Annotated in this window: 18 protein-coding genes and 1 pseudogene; 9 read left to right on the forward strand and 10 right to left on the reverse strand. The window is 60.0% G+C overall.

Going from position 1 to position 17,918, the window contains the following annotated elements:
• Nucleotides 1–254: 254 nt before the first annotated feature.
• The 5 genes from F753_RS50270 to tnpA form a co-directional block, all read right to left on the reverse strand.
• Nucleotides 255–599 (reverse strand): GFA family protein, encoded by a 345-nt coding sequence (locus F753_RS50270; RefSeq protein ID WP_084799352.1) that lies wholly within the window; start codon nt 597–599, stop codon nt 255–257.
• A gap of 126 nt (nt 600–725) precedes the next feature.
• A complete protein-coding gene (locus F753_RS0124540) occupies nt 726–1,070 on the reverse strand; it encodes a hypothetical protein (protein WP_023443790.1) in 345 nt (114 codons plus the stop codon).
• Nucleotides 1,071–1,286: 216 nt separating this feature from the next.
• Nucleotides 1,287–2,831: an IS66 family transposase gene (gene tnpC, locus F753_RS26315; RefSeq protein WP_023443791.1), complete on the reverse strand. Its 1,545-nt coding sequence runs from the start codon at nt 2,829–2,831 to the stop codon at nt 1,287–1,289.
• An 88-nt stretch (nt 2,832–2,919) separates the two neighbouring features.
• Nucleotides 2,920–3,255, reverse strand: a complete 336-nt coding sequence (tnpB, locus tag F753_RS26320; protein ID WP_023443792.1) for an IS66 family insertion sequence element accessory protein TnpB — start codon at nt 3,253–3,255, stop codon at nt 2,920–2,922.
• Entirely contained in the window at nt 3,252–3,587 is a 336-nt protein-coding gene (gene tnpA, locus F753_RS26325; protein ID WP_023443793.1) for an IS66-like element accessory protein TnpA, read from the reverse strand. The genes tnpB and tnpA overlap by 4 nt, the downstream gene beginning before the upstream one ends.
• Before the next feature lie 238 nt (nt 3,588–3,825).
• Here tnpA and F753_RS26330 point away from each other — a divergent pair, with 238 nt between their 5' ends.
• From F753_RS26330 to F753_RS0124545, 7 genes are all read left to right on the forward strand, one after another.
• Nucleotides 3,826–4,494: a transglutaminase-like cysteine peptidase gene (locus F753_RS26330; protein ID WP_023443794.1), complete on the forward strand. Its 669-nt coding sequence runs from the start codon at nt 3,826–3,828 to the stop codon at nt 4,492–4,494.
• Between the two features lie 140 nt (nt 4,495–4,634).
• Entirely contained in the window at nt 4,635–5,549 is a 915-nt protein-coding gene (locus F753_RS26335; RefSeq protein ID WP_031297109.1) for a LysR family transcriptional regulator, read from the forward strand.
• Between the two features lies 1 nt (nt 5,550).
• Entirely contained in the window at nt 5,551–6,477 is a 927-nt protein-coding gene (locus tag F753_RS26340; RefSeq protein ID WP_023443796.1) for a LysR family transcriptional regulator, read from the forward strand.
• Between the two features lie 122 nt (nt 6,478–6,599).
• Complete coding sequence (locus F753_RS26345) at nt 6,600–7,229, forward strand: glutathione S-transferase family protein (RefSeq protein WP_023443797.1); 630 nt, start codon at nt 6,600–6,602, stop codon at nt 7,227–7,229.
• 47 nt (nt 7,230–7,276) lie between these two features.
• Entirely contained in the window at nt 7,277–9,337 is a 2,061-nt protein-coding gene (locus tag F753_RS26350) for a pyridoxamine 5'-phosphate oxidase family protein (protein WP_031297110.1), read from the forward strand.
• A 48-nt stretch (nt 9,338–9,385) separates the two neighbouring features.
• The gene (locus tag F753_RS26355) at nt 9,386–9,859 is read left to right on the forward strand and encodes a nuclear transport factor 2 family protein (RefSeq protein ID WP_023443799.1); all 474 of its coding nucleotides are present in this window, start codon (nt 9,386–9,388) and stop codon (nt 9,857–9,859) included.
• Between the two features lie 182 nt (nt 9,860–10,041).
• Nucleotides 10,042–10,365: a hypothetical protein gene (locus F753_RS0124545; protein ID WP_187272758.1), complete on the forward strand. Its 324-nt coding sequence runs from the start codon at nt 10,042–10,044 to the stop codon at nt 10,363–10,365.
• A gap of 312 nt (nt 10,366–10,677) precedes the next feature.
• Here the strand turns inward: F753_RS0124545 and recA are convergent, their stop codons facing one another.
• The 4 genes and pseudogenes from recA to F753_RS26375 form a co-directional block, all read right to left on the reverse strand.
• On the reverse strand, nt 10,678–11,724 hold the full coding sequence (gene recA, locus F753_RS26360; protein ID WP_023443801.1) for a recombinase RecA: 1,047 nt from the start codon (nt 11,722–11,724) through the stop codon (nt 10,678–10,680).
• Nucleotides 11,725–11,827: 103 nt separating this feature from the next.
• A pseudogene (locus F753_RS26365) lies at nt 11,828–12,346 on the reverse strand (ATPase domain-containing protein); the annotation flags it as partial.
• Between the two features lie 83 nt (nt 12,347–12,429).
• Complete coding sequence (locus F753_RS26370; RefSeq protein ID WP_014819876.1) at nt 12,430–12,927, reverse strand: CinA family protein; 498 nt, start codon at nt 12,925–12,927, stop codon at nt 12,430–12,432.
• Between the two features lie 97 nt (nt 12,928–13,024).
• Entirely contained in the window at nt 13,025–14,137 is a 1,113-nt protein-coding gene (locus F753_RS26375; protein WP_014819875.1) for an acyltransferase family protein, read from the reverse strand.
• A 470-nt stretch (nt 14,138–14,607) separates the two neighbouring features.
• On the opposite strand from F753_RS26375, the gene mutS reads away from it, so the two are divergent.
• Entirely contained in the window at nt 14,608–17,187 is a 2,580-nt protein-coding gene (mutS, locus tag F753_RS26380) for a DNA mismatch repair protein MutS (protein ID WP_023443803.1), read from the forward strand.
• Nucleotides 17,188–17,308: 121 nt separating this feature from the next.
• A complete protein-coding gene (gene fdxA, locus F753_RS26385; RefSeq protein WP_003285709.1) occupies nt 17,309–17,632 on the forward strand; it encodes a ferredoxin FdxA in 324 nt (107 codons plus the stop codon).
• A gap of 80 nt (nt 17,633–17,712) precedes the next feature.
• Here fdxA and F753_RS26390 read toward each other — a convergent pair whose 3' ends face one another.
• Nucleotides 17,713–17,904 carry a CsbD family protein gene (locus F753_RS26390; RefSeq protein WP_014819859.1) on the reverse strand — a complete coding sequence of 64 codons (192 nt, stop codon included), beginning with the start codon at nt 17,902–17,904 and terminating at the stop codon, nt 17,713–17,715.
• Nucleotides 17,905–17,918: the final 14 nt, after the last annotated feature.

A 17,918-nucleotide genomic window follows, 5' to 3' on the forward strand; every position in this document is an offset into this window, starting at 1 on the left:
CCCCCCGCCACAGATGGCCGCCGGTATAGGGGTCTCTGGCCTCGACAAACCAGGCCATCAGCAGCAAGGAACTGATCAAGGCGCCAGCCGCTTCCTGCTCGTCAGGCACAGGCAGCGTATGCTTTCGCCAGCCACTTAGAAAAGACAGCATCAATAATCCCTCTCAGAACAGACCGGCCCCTCCCGTAAAGCCTAGGAAGCAACCCCTAAAACGCTCATCTCTGGCCAGCCAGCAAACCACACCCCACTGCAGCCTAGTGGAGCACTGTTGAGTTCGTGTTCTCGATTCGTTGTAACTGCAGATCATCCACACACATCAAGTTCACCACCCAGGACTCGGGCAACACTGCCGGGCGGCTGAAGGTACTCACACCACACCCCTGGCAAAAGTAATGCCTGGCCTTCAGCGTGCCGAAGCGATACTCACGCAAATGCTCCTTACCTGAGCGTATGCACAACTGAGCTTCGGTGATGGCATGCCACAACACACCTTTACGTCGGCAGTAAGCGCAATGGCACCTCAACACCTCTGTGGGCATGCAACTGACTTCAAAACGCACCAGCCCACAATGGCAGGCGCCTCGATACGACTCGGCCATAGACTGCCCTCCCGGTCAAAGGAATGCCGACTCCGGCCAAGACGCAACAATGGGTTGGCACCTCCTTGTGCCCAGGGATAAAGAAGCCAGCGTGGTCGGCCCCTCCTCCAACAGACAGCCCCCCCATCAATGCTGGCTACCATAGATGGCACGGTCACGCAGGATGGGCGATTTGTAGCTTGGTTCAGGTTGGCTCTGCTGCGCATCCAGCGTGTCGTCCAGGCTGCCGGCAGCAGTCGGTTGCTCTTCGATCAGCTGGACAAAACGCTGGCCCTCTTCGCTCCGACCACGTTGCGCAGCCAATGCCTGCAGGCGTTGTTGATTGCGCATAACCCGCTCACTACCGCCTTCGGCGAGCAGCAGTTGCGGGGCCTGAGCGGACCAGGGCGATAGATTTTCCGAAGCCTGAGCCGCAGTGCCAAAGCCCACCAGCAGAGTGGCCAGAGCGGTCATGGTGATTAAGGTTTTCATGATGTAATCCTCTTAAGTTGTCTTACATCACTCAGATGACTGGCCGTAAGCGTCTAGCCAAGTCACCTTCCCAAGCTGTATCACACGGTGCACGGGTAGGCTGTATCACATGCTGCACGCCTGCTCTGTATCACACGCTGCACGCATAAAAATCAGTGCGAGACTATTACGGGTAGGCTGTTTGGGGTGATACACCGCTGTCGTTATTTGCTTGCCTCAGGCAGGCATCCACTGATGTGGGAGCAGTTGGCCGATCTCGCTCGCCCGTTGCGTCGGCAGGCGCATCAGCACATCTCTCAGATAGGCATACGGGTCGTGACCGTTAAGGCGCGCCGACTGGATCAGGCTCATGATCGCCGCCGCCCGTTTGCCGCTGCGTAGCGAGCCGGCAAACAGCCAGTTCGAGCGTCCAAGCGCCCAAGGCCGGATCTGGTTCTCGACCCGATTGTTGTCGATGGGCACGGCGCCGTCATCCAGGTAGCGCGTCAGCGCTTTCCAGCGTTTAAGGCTGTAGTCGAGTGCCTTGGCGGTCGCTGATCCATCAGGCACCAGGTCGCGCTGGGCCAGCATCCATTTATGCAGCGCGTTGAGGATCGGCGAGGTTTTTCCCTGCCGTATCCGCCACCGATCCTCAGCACTCAAGTCACGCGCCTGCCGTTCGATTTCATAGAGGCCGGCGATCGAGTGCAGCGCCTGCTCGGCCAACTGGCTTTTGTTAGCTACGTGCAGGTCGAAGAACTTGCGCCGGGCGTGGGCCATGCAGCCGATTTCGGTGATGCCTTGCTCGAAGCTGGCCTTGTAGCCCGCAAAATCATCACAGACCAGCTTGCCGCCCCAGGAGCCGAGGAAGTTACGTGCGTGTTCGCCAGCGCGGCTCGGGCTGAAGTCGTAGACCACCGCCTTCAGGTCGGCGAAGGGCGTGGTGCAGTAAGCCCAAACGTAAGCCCGATGGGTTTTCTTCTCGCCTGGGGCCAGCATCTGCACCGGGGTTTCGTCGGCGTGAATCACACCTTGCGCCAGTACCGCTTCGCGCAAGGCGTCGACCAGCGGCTGGAGCTGCACGCCGGTTTGTCCGACCCACTGTGCCAATGTCGAGCGCGCGATAGGTAGACCCGCACGGCCAAAGATCTTCTCTTGCCGGTACAGCGGCAGATGGTCGGCGTATTTGGCCACCATGACATGAGCCAGCAGGCCGGCAGTGGGGATGCCCTTGTCGATCACCTGAGCTGGCACCGGTGCCTGGATCAGCGTCTCACACTGGTCGCAGACCCACTTGCCACGGATGTGCCGTTCCACCGTGAAGGTGCCCGGCGTGTAGTCGAGCTTTTCGCTGACGTCCTCGCCGATCCGCTTGAGCTGGCAGCCGCAGGCACACTGGGTGTTGTCCGGCTCGTGATGGATCAGGGTGCGCGGAAACTGGGCCGGTAGCGGCGCACGCTTGGGCTGCTGGCGGGGTTCGCCCTGGGCCGCTGGGGGATTTACGGCTTTCAGTTCTGCCTCGATAGCGGCGATATCGGTGTCGAGCAGTTCATCAAGCAGGCTGATCTGATCGGGGCTCAGTTGCTCACTTCGCTTGGCGAACTTGTGACGCTTGAGGATCGCGATCTCGTGGGCCAACTGCTCGTTGCGGGTCTTGTGGAAGTGAACCTGCTGGCTGAGACCGGATACCTGCTGATCAAGGTGGACGACACGCTCGGCCAACTGCGCGGCCAGTTCGCGCAGTTGCTCGGGGGTCAGATGGTCGAAGGTCGTCGAGGGCATGTGGCCGATTGTGACGGCCCCGTCCTTACCTGACGATAAGGCGTTCGGTGAATTGCCGCGCAGCGATGGTTGATAGCCGATGCGGGTGTTACAGCAGGCTGATCGCGGCGTCCTGCCCCAGCCGTTTCCAAGGCAGGCCGACCACCAGCGCTTGCAACTGCTCGGGGTTCAGCTCGCGCTGCGTGCCCTGCTCGCGACCGGGCCAAACGAAGCCGCCCTCGTTAAGGCGGCGGGCCGCGAGCCAGACACCGAAGCCGTCGTGCACCAGCACTTTCATCCGGTTAGCGCGCTTGTTGGTGAACAGGTAAGCCGTGTGCGGCTGCGCCGCACCGAACACCTGAACAACCCGCGCCAGGGCTGTTTCAGTGCCGGCGCGCATGTCCAGTGGCTCGGTGGCCAGCCAGATGCGTTCGATGCGGATCATGCGAGCAGCCCGCGAAGCAAACGTGCACAGCCCTCGCCGTCCTCCACCGGCCAGTGCACCGACAGACTGCCGGCGTGGTAGGGAATTTCGATTCGTATCGTCAGCTCCTCGGAGCCGGTACGCCCGGCAGGCAGAAAGCCGAGCGGCACCGGGACAAAGCGTGCAGACACGACCGGTAGCGGCTCGCGCTGCTTGCGAATCCATTTATGCACCAGGTTGGCATTGAGCCCGTGACTGAGCGCCACGCCGGCGACGGAAGCCCCGGACTGGGCGCACTCTTCGATGACTTGGGCCTTGAAAGCCTTGGGGAATGTACGGCGCTGTCGAGACACGAAACCCTCCAGAAAGTGGCTTGAAATGGTGTCCACCAAAAATAGGTGGACACCATGCCGTTATCGGGAAGAAGCGGGGAGATGGGTTCGGCGGACGGTTACCCAGCGTGTACCTTTGTTACAGCCAGCAGTTTTCTCGTCACCTTGACCGACGAACGTCGCTTGATCCCACAGCAACACGAGCAGTAAGGTGCAGCGGCACGCCGGCTCAATACCGCCCTGTCCTAAGGAGCCTTTCTTGCCAAAGCTCTCGCCCCATTTCCTGCAACTGCCACGCGTGCTTGCCCTGCTACTGCTTTTGCACATGCAGAGTTGGACACTTGCCCATGCAGGGGGCGACATGGCGAGGGGCGAACACAGCTCCGCCGAACGCCTGCAGGCTTGGCACAAGCTGATGCACGACTTGGCGGGGGCCTCCGAATCGCAGCAACTTCAGCAGGTCAATCGTTTTTTCAATACCCATGTCCGCTACGCAGAAGATATCGATCTGTGGGGCGTCAGCGATTACTGGGCCTCACCTGAAGAAACCCTTGAGCGAGGTGCAGGTGACTGTGAAGACTTTGCTCTGGCCAAGTACTTCACCCTTCGCCTATTGGGCGTCGCACCTGAGCATCTGCGTTTGCTGTACACCACCCTAGCCGGCAATGGCCAGGCGCATATGGTGCTGGCCTATTGGCCTACCCCGCAGCACGAGGGGCTGGTTCTGGATAATCTGGACGCTGACCTGACCCCTGTGCTGCAACGCCAGGATCTGCGTATCCAGTTTGCATTCGATGCCCGCCACCTCTACAAGCCAGAAGGTGAAACGCTGCGGGCAGTGGCCGATGCCGCTCTGCTGCCCGCCTGGCGCACCCTGCTGCAGCGGATGGCAGGGGCTCAGTTAAGCCTGGCGCAGTTGCAGCCATAGCCTGGCATGCATTGCACGCCGTAATGCGCTTGTTGCCCCTGAAAATTTCATAAAACACACCGAACCACATCCTGGACCTGCGTTTATTTCAGTTTTTGCAATAAGCTAAAGACTCTGCGGACATGGAACAGGAGCCGAACGTGGATCGCTTTCAGGAAATGCAGGTCTTTGTCGCGGTAGCCGATGAGCAGAGTTTTGCCTCAGCCGCGCGGCGGCTGAACATGTCTGCCCCCAGTGTGACCCGTGCCGTGGCGGCTCTTGAGGAACGCATCGGGACTCGATTGCTCGCCAGAACAACCCGCAGCCTGCATATCACTGAGGCCGGTCAGCGCTATCTGGCAGACTGCCGGCGGATTCTGGCCGAGCTGGAAGAGGCCGAAGAGTCAGCGGCCGGCAGTCATGCGGTTGCCCGTGGGCAATTGAACGTGACCGCTCCCGTACTGTTCGGCGAACTGTTCGTGACACCGCTGCTGGTGGATTACCTTGCTCAGTATCCGCAGGTCCAGGCCAAGGCGCTGCTGGTCGATCGTGTGGTCAATATGGCGGAAGAAGATATCGATGTGGCCATTCGCATTGGAGACCTGCCCGAGAACAATCTGCACCGGGTTAAGGTCGGTTCAGTGCGTCGGGTTATCTGCGCCTCCCCCGGCTTTCTGGCCGAATACGGCCGCCCGCAACATCCCAATGATCTGCGTGACGCCTCAGTGGTTCTGGCCGCGAGCAGCACGCTGGTCAGCGACTGGCAATTTATGGGGCCTGAAGGTGCGATCACGGTCAGGCCACAACCGCGGCTGGTGGTCTCGGCCAATCAGGCAGCGATCCGTGCTGCATGCGCCGGTTGGGGACTGACTCGCGTACTGTCATACCAGATTGCCCGGCAAGTCGAGGCTGGCGAGCTGGAAATCGTGCTGGCCGACTATGAGCTGCCATTGCTGCCTATCCATGTGGTCTACCAAGGCGGGCGCAAGCTATCGGCCAAGCTTCGCACTTTTGTCGATTTCTGCACCAGCACCCTGCAACAGAACCCGGCACTCAACCCGGTGCAGGACGCCTGAAATGAACCGTTATCAGCAGATGAAGGTGTTTCTGGCCGTGGCCGAGACACTCAGCCTGGCTGCTGCGGCCAAGCATCTGCACCTGTCATCGGCCACCGTGACCAGGGCCGTGGACGCCCTGGAAAACCGCCTGGGTATCCCATTGCTCCAGCGCAGCACCCAAGGCGTGACCCTGACAGCGGCCGGCGAACAATTCCGGCATGACAGCCAGCGCATCCTTGGCGAGGTCTGGGCCGCAGAAGCGTCTGCCAGAGGGCTGCACCACAACGTGTGTGGACGCATCAATCTGAGCATGCCCCTGCTGTTTGGCCAATTTCTGTTCACTCCCGTCCTGCTTGAATACCTGACGCAGTACCCTCAGGTGCAGATTTGCGTGCAGTACCAGGAACATTGCCCCAACCTGCATGAAGAAGGCGTGGATGTGGCGGTGGCTATCGGCCCCCTGCCCGACTCATCCCTGTTCGCGTTCAAGGTCGGCAGCTCTCGCCCCGTTATTTGTACCAGCCCAGCGTATCTGCTCGCTCATGGTGAACCGCAACACCCTTCTGAGCTGCGGACTCACTCGATCATCCACACCAGTAGCGATGCGCAGACATCGGAATGGACTTTCCGCCAGGACGACCAACCTTTAAGCGTGCGTATCGCGCCGAGACTGCACTGTACAACCAGTCAGGCAGCCATTATCGCCGCGTGTCAAGGTTCTGGGCTGGCTCGCTGCATGGCCTATCAGGTGCATGAACAGCTCGGCACGAAGCAACTGCGCAGCGTACTTGCCCCATATGCCCCTGCCGATCTGGATATCCACCTGGTCTACCGCGAAGGGCGACGGGCAACCGAGCGAGTCCGCAGCTTTATCGACTTCGTAGTCGCACGGCTGCGTCAGCACCCCGCCATTAGCGAAGCGGCTTTATTTCACTTATTGAAATAAAGGATTGCCATTTCTGACGATTCTTAAAGTCTTCAACCGACAGCATGATGCGCCCATCAGCGCGATATCCGTTGGCCTACGCCACCGCCTGAGTCATTCCCTAGGACTATCTGGAGCTCATCATGTCAGACACCATCAAACTGTTCCGTCACCCTCTCTCGGGCCACGCTCATCGTGTCGAGCTGATGCTTTCACTGCTCGATGTACCGGCAGAGTTGGTTTTCGTCGACCTGGCCAAGGGGGCGCACAAACAACCCGAATTTCTCGCCATGAACCCTTTTGGCCAGGTGCCGGTAATCGACCACAACGGCACAGTGCTCAGCGACTCCAATGCCATCCTCGTCTATCTGGCCAAGAAGTATGACGACAGCGGCCGTTGGCTGCCGGAAGACCCCCTTACCGCCGCCAAGGTGCAACGTTGGCTGTCAGTGGCGGCCGGCCCTCTGGCCTCAGGCCCTGCAACTGCACGTTTGATTACCGTGTTCGGCGCGCCCTATGACGCTGAATCGACCATTGCGCGCGCCCATGCACTACTCAAGGTGATTGAGCAGGAACTGGCTGCTAGCCCATTCCTGGTCGGCGACCATCCGAGCATCGCTGACGTGGCCTGCTACTCCTATATTGCCCATGCCCCTGAAGGAAACGTGGACCTGAGTGATTACCCTCACCTACGCAGCTGGCTGCAGCGTATCGAGGCGCTGCCGGGATTCGTGCCCATGCAACGCACAGCTGTAGGCTTGCAAAGCGCCTGATACCTCACTGGCCCCGCTCCATGGGGCCAGCCTTAACGCCTGGAGCCATGGCCATGTCAGACGCCAATACCCCCTCACCTTGGCATCTTGGAGAAAAGCAGTTGCAGGCCCGGGTCGGCGTGGCCGAACAAATGGAGGTTTTCGGCCGCAAGGTGATCCGCGACCACCTGCCGGAGCAACACCGCGCCTTCTACCAGCAATTGCCCTTTATCCTTATGGGCACAGTCTCTCCCGAGGGACTTCCTTGGGCCGGCATACTGGCTGGCGAGCCCGGGTTCGCCCACTCCCCCACAGCGCAGACACTGCGCCTGGAAACCCATCTGGATGCGGACGACCCATGCAGCAGCGGTTTGACTGCGGGCAAAGCCATTGGCCTGCTGGGTATTGAACTGCACAGCCGTCGCCGCAACCGAGTCAATGGCCGGATTATCAGACGCGAGCATGATCATCTGGAGATTGTGGTCGAGCAGAGCTTTGGTAACTGCCCGCAATATATCCAGCTACGCCAGCTGCAAGCAGCCAAGGCCAAGCCCCACGAAGAACTGCCGGTCGAGCGCGCAAACCAGCTCAGTCCTGCTGACCAGGCGATGATTAGTCGAGCCGATACCTTCTTCGTCGCCAGCTATATCGAGCAGGCCAATGGCCAATTGGCCGTGGATGTATCACACCGTGGCGGTCAGGCCGGATTTGTTCGCGTTGAAGGCAACCGTCTAAGCATTCCAGACTTTGCCGGTAACCTGCACTTCAACACCCTCGGCAATCTGCTACTCAACCCGCGCGCTGGCCTGCTCTTTATCGATTTCAGCAGCGGTGACCTGCTCCAGCTCAGCGGAACCACCGAACTGGTCTTGGAAGGGCAAGAGGTGCAGGCGTTTCAGGGCGCCGAGCGGTTATGGCATGTGCAAGTTGAGCAGGTCGTGCGCCGTCCGGCGTCACTACATCTGCGCTGGCACTTCGCGGACTACTCACCCAACAGCCTGATGACCGGCTCCTGGGCAGAAGCCCAGGCTCGCCTGGCGGCCATGGACTTGCAGCAGCAATGGCGACCCTGGCAAGTGGTGAGGATTGTCGAAGAAAGTCCCAGCGTACGTTCCCTTTATCTTGAGCCGAGCGATGGGGCTGGAATGCCCAGCTTCATTGCAGGCCAGCACATGGCGCTGCGGCTCAATCTCACCGGGCAGCCTAGGCCGCTAATCCGTACCTACAGCCTGTCAAGCGCACCCTCCGATCGATTCATGCGCATCAGCGTCAAGCGCGAAGGGCAGGCATCGACCTATCTGCATGAGCATCTGCAGGTCGGCAGCCTGCTTGAAGGGCGAGCGGCCCAAGGACATTTGCGCCTGGATACCGAACAACGCCGCCCCCTGGTGCTGCTCGCTGCGGGGATAGGCATTACTCCCCTGCTGTCGATGCTGCGTGAAACACTCTATCAGAACCGCCGTCTACGCCGACATCGCACCGTATGGCTGATTCAAGCTGCTCGTAGTGCAAGTGAGCTGATCTTTCGTGAAGAACTGGCCGACTTGCTGCAACCGGGCGACACACCGCTGCACATGCTCCGCGTACTTAGCCAGCCCGAAGCAACAGCCCGCCTGGAGCATGACTATGACCTGGCCGGGCATGTAGATGTCGCGCTGCTCAAAGCCTGGTTGCCTTGGGATGATTACGACTTCTATCTATGCGGGCCAGGGGCCTTCACCCAGAACCTCTATGATGGCTTGCGCGAGCTGAATATCAGCGATCAACGGATTCATGCCGAAAGTTTTGGTCCCGCCAGCCTGCGCCGCTCAGGGGACGCACTGAATAGCGCCCCGACATTGTCGCCAGCAACGGTTGCCGTGCCCGTGCTATTTCAGCGCTCGGGCAAGGAAGCCCGCTGGACACCAAACAGTGGCAGCTTGCTTGAGCTAGCCGAATCACGTGGCCTGAGCCCTGAATTCAGCTGCCGAAGCGGCAACTGCGGGACTTGCAAGACCCCAGTGCTGAGCGGCGCTGTGACTTATCTGCATCAACCACCTGAACAGCCTGCCGATGGTCATGCCCTGCTCTGCTGTGCCGTGCCGGCTGCCACTGCAACGGGCCCCCACCCCCTGGTACTCGACCTGTAGACGCAGGCTGAACTTACGATGCTTTAACCCACTAGCGAGAAGCTATCCATGACAGAGAATGCACGCCCGCCCTATCCACCGTTTGATCTTGCCAGCGCGACGCAAAAAGTGCGCCTGGCCGAAGACGGCTGGAATACGCGCGATCCCGACCGCGTCGCGCTGGCCTATACCGTCGACAGTCGCTGGCGTAACAGAAGCGAATTCCCCCAGGGGCGTGAACAGATCCGAGCGTTTCTGACGCGTAAATGGGCCCGTGAGCACGACTACCGTCTGATCAAGGAGCTCTGGGCCTTCCAGGGTAATCGCATCGCGGTGCGCTTCGCTTACGAATGGCATGACGACAGTGGGCAGTGGTTTCGTTCCTACGGTAATGAAAACTGGGAATTTGACGCGCAAGGCTTGATGCAAACCCGACATGCCAGCATCAACGACTTGCCGATCCAGACCAGCGAACGCCTATTCCATTGGCCCCAAGGCCGCCGTCCGGACGATCACCCTGGCCTTAGCGAACTGGGGCTTTGACCGCACAGAACAAACTCGGCACATGCCTGATTCCGCCCGGAATCAGGCATTCGCTCAGACCAATAATTTCCTTAGATGAAATTAAGTAATCCGCAAACTGATGATTCTTGCGGCGAATCATTAGCGAGAGACTGTATCCGACGGCCAGCAGGCCTTAATCAATCGATCTGGAGAAGAGGCTCATGAAAAAACTACTGCTTAGCCTTGTACTGCTAGCGCCAATGGCTCACGCAGCCGAAATCATAGGCACCGGCCCGGACAATCGCGTGGGTGAAGTATTTGGCAGCGGTGTCGGTGTGCTTCTGGGCGGCGCAACCGGCGGTCCTATCGGCGCCCTGGCTGGAGCCGCAATCGGTTACTTCACCGGTGGTGGCGTACAACAGGTCACTGGTCAAACCGGTGTGGCCTATCAGGTCAAACGGGATGATGGAAGCGTGAGCACGCTGCGTTACAACCGTTTGCCGGAAGAACTGAAGAGCAACCTTGAGAAATCTCCCAAGAACTAGCGGTAGCGCTATTTAACTTTGCAAGGCATAGGGATCGACGTATTTCACCAGAAACCGAAAGTCTTCTCCAGGTTCACCCTAGGACGAGGGTATCCGTTTTTGATTGAGGAGGGGAAAGCTGTTTTGATTAAAAAAGAATTTGAAGATAATTATGGAGAGTAGCTGAGTGGGAAGCGAACCTGTAAGTAACCTTGATCGGAAAGGAACCTGATGTGGCATCAAGTATAAAGCCTAGCTGGGGAGGCTAGGCTTTATATGGGGTAGAAGCTTAACTATCGATTGTCATCAGCGACCTTAAACCGCTACGAGATATCAATATTCGTCAGCCGGCTCTTCTAAGGCAGCGAGGTTGGCAGAGGTTTCAGTCTGCGGCTTGGACATCAGCTTGTCGCGGATCAGACTTTCCAGTTTGTCCATGGTTTGCTTGTTGTCCAGCAGCCACTTCATGGTGTTAGCCTTACCTTGGCCGATCTTGTTACCTTCGAAGGAGTACCAAGCGCCGGACTTTTCAACAAAGTTGTTAGCAACAGCGAGGTCAACAATCTCACCGGCCTTGCTAATACCCTGACCGTAAACGATCTGGAACTCTGCTTGCCTGAATGGAGCAGCAACTTTGTTCTTGACTACTTTCACACGGGTTTCGCTGCCTACTACTTCGTCGCCTTCCTTGACCGCGCCGGTACGGCGGATATCCAGTCGCACCGAGGCGTAGAACTTCAGGGCATTACCACCAGTGGTAGTTTCAGGACTGCCAAACATCACACCGATCTTCATACGAATCTGGTTAATGAAGATACACATAGTATTGGAGTTCTTCAGGTTACCAGTGATCTTCCTCATCGCCTGCGACATCATTCGGGCGGCAAGGCCTACATGGGAATCCCCAATTTCACCTTCAATTTCAGCCTTCGGAACAAGAGCAGCAACAGAGTCAACGACAATAAGATTGACTGCCCCAGAACGCGTCAAGATGTCTACGATTTCAAGTGCCTGTTCACCAGTGTCAGGCTGTGAGCACAGGAGCTCATCAATATTAACGCCGAGCTTGGCTGCGTAGATCGGATCAAGCGCGTGCTCAGCATCGACAAATGCACAAGTCAAACCTTGACGTTGCGCTTCAGCAATCACCGACAGCGTAAGCGTGGTTTTACCAGAAGACTCCGGCCCATAGATTTCAACGATACGGCCGCGCGGCAACCCACCCACCCCCAAGGCGATGTCCAAGCCGAGTGAGCCAGTCGATATAACATCTATATCCATAGTGCGGTCGGAGCCCAGCCGCATGATGGAACCCTTACCAAACTGCTTCTCAATTTGAGAAAGAGCCGCTTCTAACGCCTTGCTTTTTGCCTGATCCATTCTTGATGACCATTTAAATTAATAATTAATCGGGTCTTACTGATTAGCTTAGGGCGTTTCCCTAATGAGAAAGGGATACCTCCTAAGTGAACCTAAACTATGCCGCAGTGGCTAATACTGCATCCTGCAGGCCGACGTGCGTGTCGCCCATCTCGCCTTCGATCTCGGCCTTGGGTACCAGTGCCGCCACGGAGTCGACGATGATCACGTCAACCGCGTTGGAGCGCACCAGCATGTCGGTGATTTCCAGCGCCTGCTCGCCGGTGTCCGGCTGCGAAACCAGCAGGTCGTCGACATTCACGCCCAACTTGCCGGCATAGTCCGGGTCCAGCGCGTGTTCGGCGTCGACGAAGGCACAGGTGGCGCCCATCTTCTGCGCTTCAGCGATTACCGACAGGGTCAGAGTGGTCTTACCGGAGGATTCCGGACCGTAGATCTCGACGATACGGCCCTTGGGCAGGCCGCCAATTCCAAGCGCGATATCCAGGCCCAGCGAGCCGGTAGAGATGGCCGGAATGGCCTGGCGATCATGATCGCCCATGCGCATCACTGCACCCTTGCCGAACTGCTTTTCGATCTGGCCCAGGGCTGCAGCCAAGGCGCGCTTCTTGTTCTCGTCCATCAAATCCTCACTTGATCAAGAGGGCCGGAGGCCACAACAACTGTATAAGTAGCCAGTATTAGAACATAGGCAAATTTACTCGCCTAGCCCCGAAACTGTTTTTCTCCGACCGCCAGCGCAAGCAAACCTTGCAAAGCCGCCGCGACCGTCTGCTCACGTACGGCCTCGCGGTCACCGGTAAATAGATAGCGCTGGGCCTGCACATGCGAGTCATCGGCCCAGGCAATCCAGACCGTACCAACCGGTTTTTCTGCCGTGCCGCCGCCGGGTCCGGCAATGCCGCTGACAGCCACCGCAAAGCGCGCACCACTGTTGCGCTGCGCGCCCCGCGCCATGGCCTGCACCACTTCGGCACTGACCGCGCCGACCTGCTCGAATAGCTCCGCCGGTACGCCGAGCTGGCGCGTCTTCTGGGCATTGGAATAGGTGATGTAGCCGGCCTCGAACCAGGCCGAGCTGCCGGCGATACGGGTGATGGCCTCGGCAATGCCACCACCGGTGCAGGATTCCGCGGTGCTGACCTGCGCACCCAGTCGTTGCAGCGCATCACCCAGCTGTGCGGCCAGTTCGGTGAGATTCATCAGGGCTCCAGCCAAAGGAAAGTGGCCGATACCCTACACCAGCGGGCTCCCGAGTTCAGCCATCCGGATGGCCAATGGTCGAGTTACGCGTCGCCCATCAGGCATCCTGGCGAACCGGCAGCACGACACGCTCGCCGATGCTCCGTCCGCGACGGCTTACCACTGCATCACCATAGCGCTGGATGGGATCTGCCAGGGTTCGCTTGACGAAGAAGCCGAACAGCGTCACCAGTAACAGCATCACCGCGATGTAGAGCGGGCCGGGAATGGCCAGCGCTCCAGCGCCGAAGCCCAGCCGCTCGGCGATTGCGAATACCGATGGATGAGACAGGAAGACGATATAGCCGATCCCGCCTAGCGGCGCGATCCAGCGCAGCCCCTTACCACTGATGCGTGTCGCGCCAATGAAGAGGGCAACACCCACCGCATAGCTGACGAAGTAGCGATACCAGGTTTCCCCGATACCGGTATCGCGCGAGTAGGCCAGCACGCAGATCGGCAACAGAAACAGGTAGAACAGGCCCACTGCGATGCGCGCGTAATGCCCGGTATCGGGTGCGCGACCGTTATCCGTGGCCTTCCACAATGCGCCGAGAAAACACACACTCAGCATCAGCGGCAGAGCCACCGGCAGCTTCATTTCCAGCTTGTAGCGCAGGAACGCGAGCAGCAGGGTGAAGACGTACTGGGCCAGCAGAAACAGCAGATCGCGCCTGGCCGAGCCGCCCAGACGCAGCGCGAAGATGACAATGCACAGCACGTAGAAGGTCAGCTCTATTTGCAGCGTCCAGTACAAACCGATCACGTTTTCGACAAACACGAAGCCTTGCAGCATCGTCGCATTGATCGCGATGACAGCCGGACTGAACACCCGAGCCGGATCGTCCCAGGGAAACATCACGCCGAGAAGCAGCGATAGCCAGTACAGGGGAAACAGCCTGAAGAAGCGCTGATAGACGAACGCCGCGATCGGCCGTTCGTATCGATGGCGGCTCTTGTACAGCGCCGCAACGACGAAATAGCCGCTCAGGGCGAACAGCACCAGCACGCTGGTCTTGCCGACATCCAGTACCGTTTTGCTGACAAGAAACAGATCGCTGGTCAGCCCATCGAAATGGCCGTCACGCTTCATTTTTGCGATCAGATGGGAATAGGCAACGCACAACGCCGCAACGCCGCGCAGGGCGTCGAGTCCGAGTAGTCGAGACATGTCTGCTGCTCACTTGACCAAAAGGGAGGTCGCCAGCATTACTGCAGGAAGAACTGACGCGAGGAGGGTAGAACAGGCATTCGCCGAGGCGGGATGGCCGGGGCTGCAATCCACAAGACGGCGAAGCACGAGCGACAATCAGGCAAGCTACCGCACCAGGCACCGAGGGGGCCTGCGCGACTGCATGATCGAGGGAGTCGCAGGCCCGGCGCGCGCAAGGCACAAGGCGCACCGGCAACCTGTCGACAGGCCAGAGTTACCAACAGCACCGGCTCGCTTGTCAACGCATTCCGCGCCCGGCCCGACAAACGACACCCGACCAAGCGGGAACCGGTCCTCGCCCTCACCTGTCGAGCCGCTCGGCCCGTGTTAACCTTGCCGGCTTTCCCGCGGGAACCTGGCTGCGGACGGTCCGACCGCACCGTCATCCGATAGCCTTCCCCGCCACTCAACGAACCGCACGCAAGCCGATGACCAAGCCCAACGCTGACCTTTCCGCCCATACGCCGATGATGCAGCAATATTGGAGACTCAAGCGCGAGCATCCAGACCAGCTGATGTTCTACCGCATGGGCGACTTCTATGAGCTGTTCTACGACGATGCCAAGAAAGCCGCCGCGCTGCTCGACATCACCCTGACCGCACGCGGGCAGTCGGCGGGCACGGCGATCCCGATGGCAGGCATTCCGTTCCATTCCGCCGAGGGTTATCTGGCGCGGCTGGTGAAGCTTGGCGAGTCGGTGGTGATCTGCGAGCAGATCGGCGATCCGGCGACCAGCAAAGGGCCGGTGGAACGCCAGGTGGTGCGCATCATCACCCCTGGCACGGTGAGCGACGAGGCATTACTCGACGAGCGTCGCGACAACCTGCTGGCTGCGGTGGTCGGTGATGAGCGCCTGTTCGGCCTGTCGGTGCTGGACATCGCCAGCGGCCGCTTCAGCGTGCAGGAACTCAAGGGCTGGGAAACCCTGCTCGCGGAACTGGAGCGCCTGAGCCCGGCGGAACTGTTGATCCCGGACGACTGGGCGCAGGGCCTGCCGCTGGAGAAACGCCGCGGTGTGCGCCGTCGCGCGCCCTGGGATTTCGATCGCGATTCGGCATTCAAGAGCCTCTGCCAGCAGTTCTCCACTCAGGACCTCAAGGGCTTCGGCTGCGAGAACCTGACGCTGGCCATCGGCGCCGCCGGCTGCCTGCTCGCCTACGCCAAGGAAACCCAGCGCACCGCCCTGCCCCACCTGCGCAGCCTGCGTCACGAGCGCCTCGACGACACGGTGATCCTCGACGGCGCCAGCCGGCGCAACCTCGAGCTGGACGTCAATCTGGCCGGCGGCCGCGAGAACACGCTGCAATCGGTCATGGACCGCTGCCAGACCGCCATGGGCTCGCGCCTGCTGACCCGCTGGCTGAACCGCCCGCTGCGCAACCGCGAGACTCTCGAAGCGCGCCAGGACTCGATCACCTGCCTGCTCGAGCATTACCGCTTCGAGCAGCTGCAGCCGCAGCTCAAGGACATCGGCGACCTGGAACGCATCCTCGCCCGAATTGGCCTGCGCAATGCCCGCCCGCGCGATCTGGCGCGCCTGCGTGACGCCCTCGCGGCGCTACCGCAACTGCAGGCGGGCATGCAGGACCTGGTGGCACCGCATCTGCTCGAACTGGCGAAAAGCATCAGCACCTACCCAGAACTGGCCGAACTACTGGCCCGCGCCATCATCGACAACCCGCCGGCGGTGATCCGCGACGGCGGCGTACTCAAGACCGGCTACGACGCCGAGCTGGATGAACTTCAGTCGCTTTCCGAGAACGCCGGACAGTACCTGATGGACCTGGAAACCCGCGAGAAGGCGCGTACCGGACTGGCCAACCTCAAGGTCGGCTACAACCGCGTGCACGGCTACTTCATCGAGCTGCCGAGCAAACAGGCCGAATCGGCGCCGGCCGACTACATCCGCCGGCAGACGCTCAAGGGCGCCGAGCGCTTCATCACCCCTGAGCTCAAGGAGTTCGAGGACAAGGCGCTGTCGGCCAAGAGCCGCGCCCTCGCCCGCGAAAAACTGCTCTACGACGAGCTGCTGGAAATGCTCATCGGCCACCTGGCACCACTACAGGAAAGCGCCGCCGCACTGGCCGAGCTGGACGTGCTGAGCAACCTCGCCGAGCGTGCGCTGAACCTTGACCTCAATCGTCCGCGCTTCGTCGAGCAGCCGTGCATGCGCATCGAGCAGGGTCGCCACCCGGTGGTCGAACAGGTATTGGAGACGCCTTTCGTCGCCAACGACCTGGGCCTCGACGACGCCACCCGCATGCTGGTCATCACCGGGCCGAACATGGGTGGTAAATCGACCTACATGCGCCAGACCGCGCTGATCGTGCTGCTGGCACAGATCGGCAGCTTTGTCCCGGCAGCCGCCTGCGAGCTGTCGCTCGTGGACCGCATCTTCACCCGCATCGGCTCATCGGACGATCTCGCCGGCGGGCGCTCCACCTTCATGGTGGAAATGAGCGAAACCGCGAATATCCTGCACAACGCCAGTGATCGCAGTCTGGTGCTGATGGACGAAGTCGGTCGCGGCACCAGTACCTTCGATGGCCTCTCGCTGGCCTGGGCGGCTGCCGAGCACCTGGCCAAGCTGCGCGCGTTCACGCTGTTCGCCACCCACTACTTCGAGCTGACGGTGCTGCCGGAAAGCGAGCCAGTGGTGGCCAACGTCCACCTTTCCGCTACCGAGCACAACGAGCGCATCGTCTTCCTGCACCATGTGCTGCCAGGGCCGGCGAGTCAGAGCTACGGCCTGGCGGTGGCGCAACTGGCCGGCGTGCCGGGCGAGGTCATCCAGCGTGCACGCGACCATCTGTCGCGGCTGGAAACCACCAGCCTGCCCCACGAAGCGCCGAGAATAGCGCCCGGCCAGCCGGCACCGCCAATGCAGAGCGACCTGTTCGCCAGCCTGCCGCATCCGGTGCTCGAGGAATTGGCACGGATCAATCCCGATGATGTGACGCCGCGCCAGGCGCTGGACCTGCTATACAGCTTGAAAACTCGCATTTGATACGCCGCGAAAGCTGCTAGAATCGCGCGCATTTTTTTGATAAGCGGCATTTGCCTGTGCCGCCTACTCGCAGGGGCGTCACCGTAACGCCTACCTGACACGCCTGAGGAGATAGCTAGACATGACCTTCGTCGTCACCGACAACTGCATCAAGTGCAAATACACCGATTGCGTGGAAGTCTGCCCGGTGGACTGCTTCTACGAAGGCCCGAACTTTCTGGTGATTCACCCGGACGAGTGCATCGACTGCGCACTGTGCGAGCCGGAGTGCCCGGCCCAGGCGATCTTCTCTGAAGACGAGGTACCGGAGGATCAGCAGGAGTTCATCGAGCTCAACGCAGATCTGGCGGAAGTCTGGCCGAACATCACCGAGAAGAAAGACGCCCTGGCCGATGCCGAAGAGTGGGACGGCGTGAAGGACAAACTGCAGTATCTGGAGCGCTGATCGCCAGCCAATTCCAGACAAAAAAATGCCCGCAGCGATGCGGGCATTTTCATTTGTACTGCCGCAAGAACGTCGGCAGATCAGGCCTTGTCGATGCCCTTCTTCAGGGTGTCTTTCACATCACCCTTGACCTGCTGGGCCTCGCCCTTCACTTCCTGGCGCTGGCCTTCGCCCTTCATGCGCTCGTTATCGGTCGCCTCGCCCACGCCTTGCTTGATCTTGCCGACGGCTTCGTTGGTGTTGCCCTTGACTTTGTCTTCAGTACTGCTCATGACGAACTCCTGGC

Origin of the sequence: Stutzerimonas chloritidismutans AW-1 (assembly GCF_000495915.1) — a bacterium.
Classification (GTDB): Bacteria; Pseudomonadota; Gammaproteobacteria; order Pseudomonadales; family Pseudomonadaceae; genus Stutzerimonas; species Stutzerimonas chloritidismutans.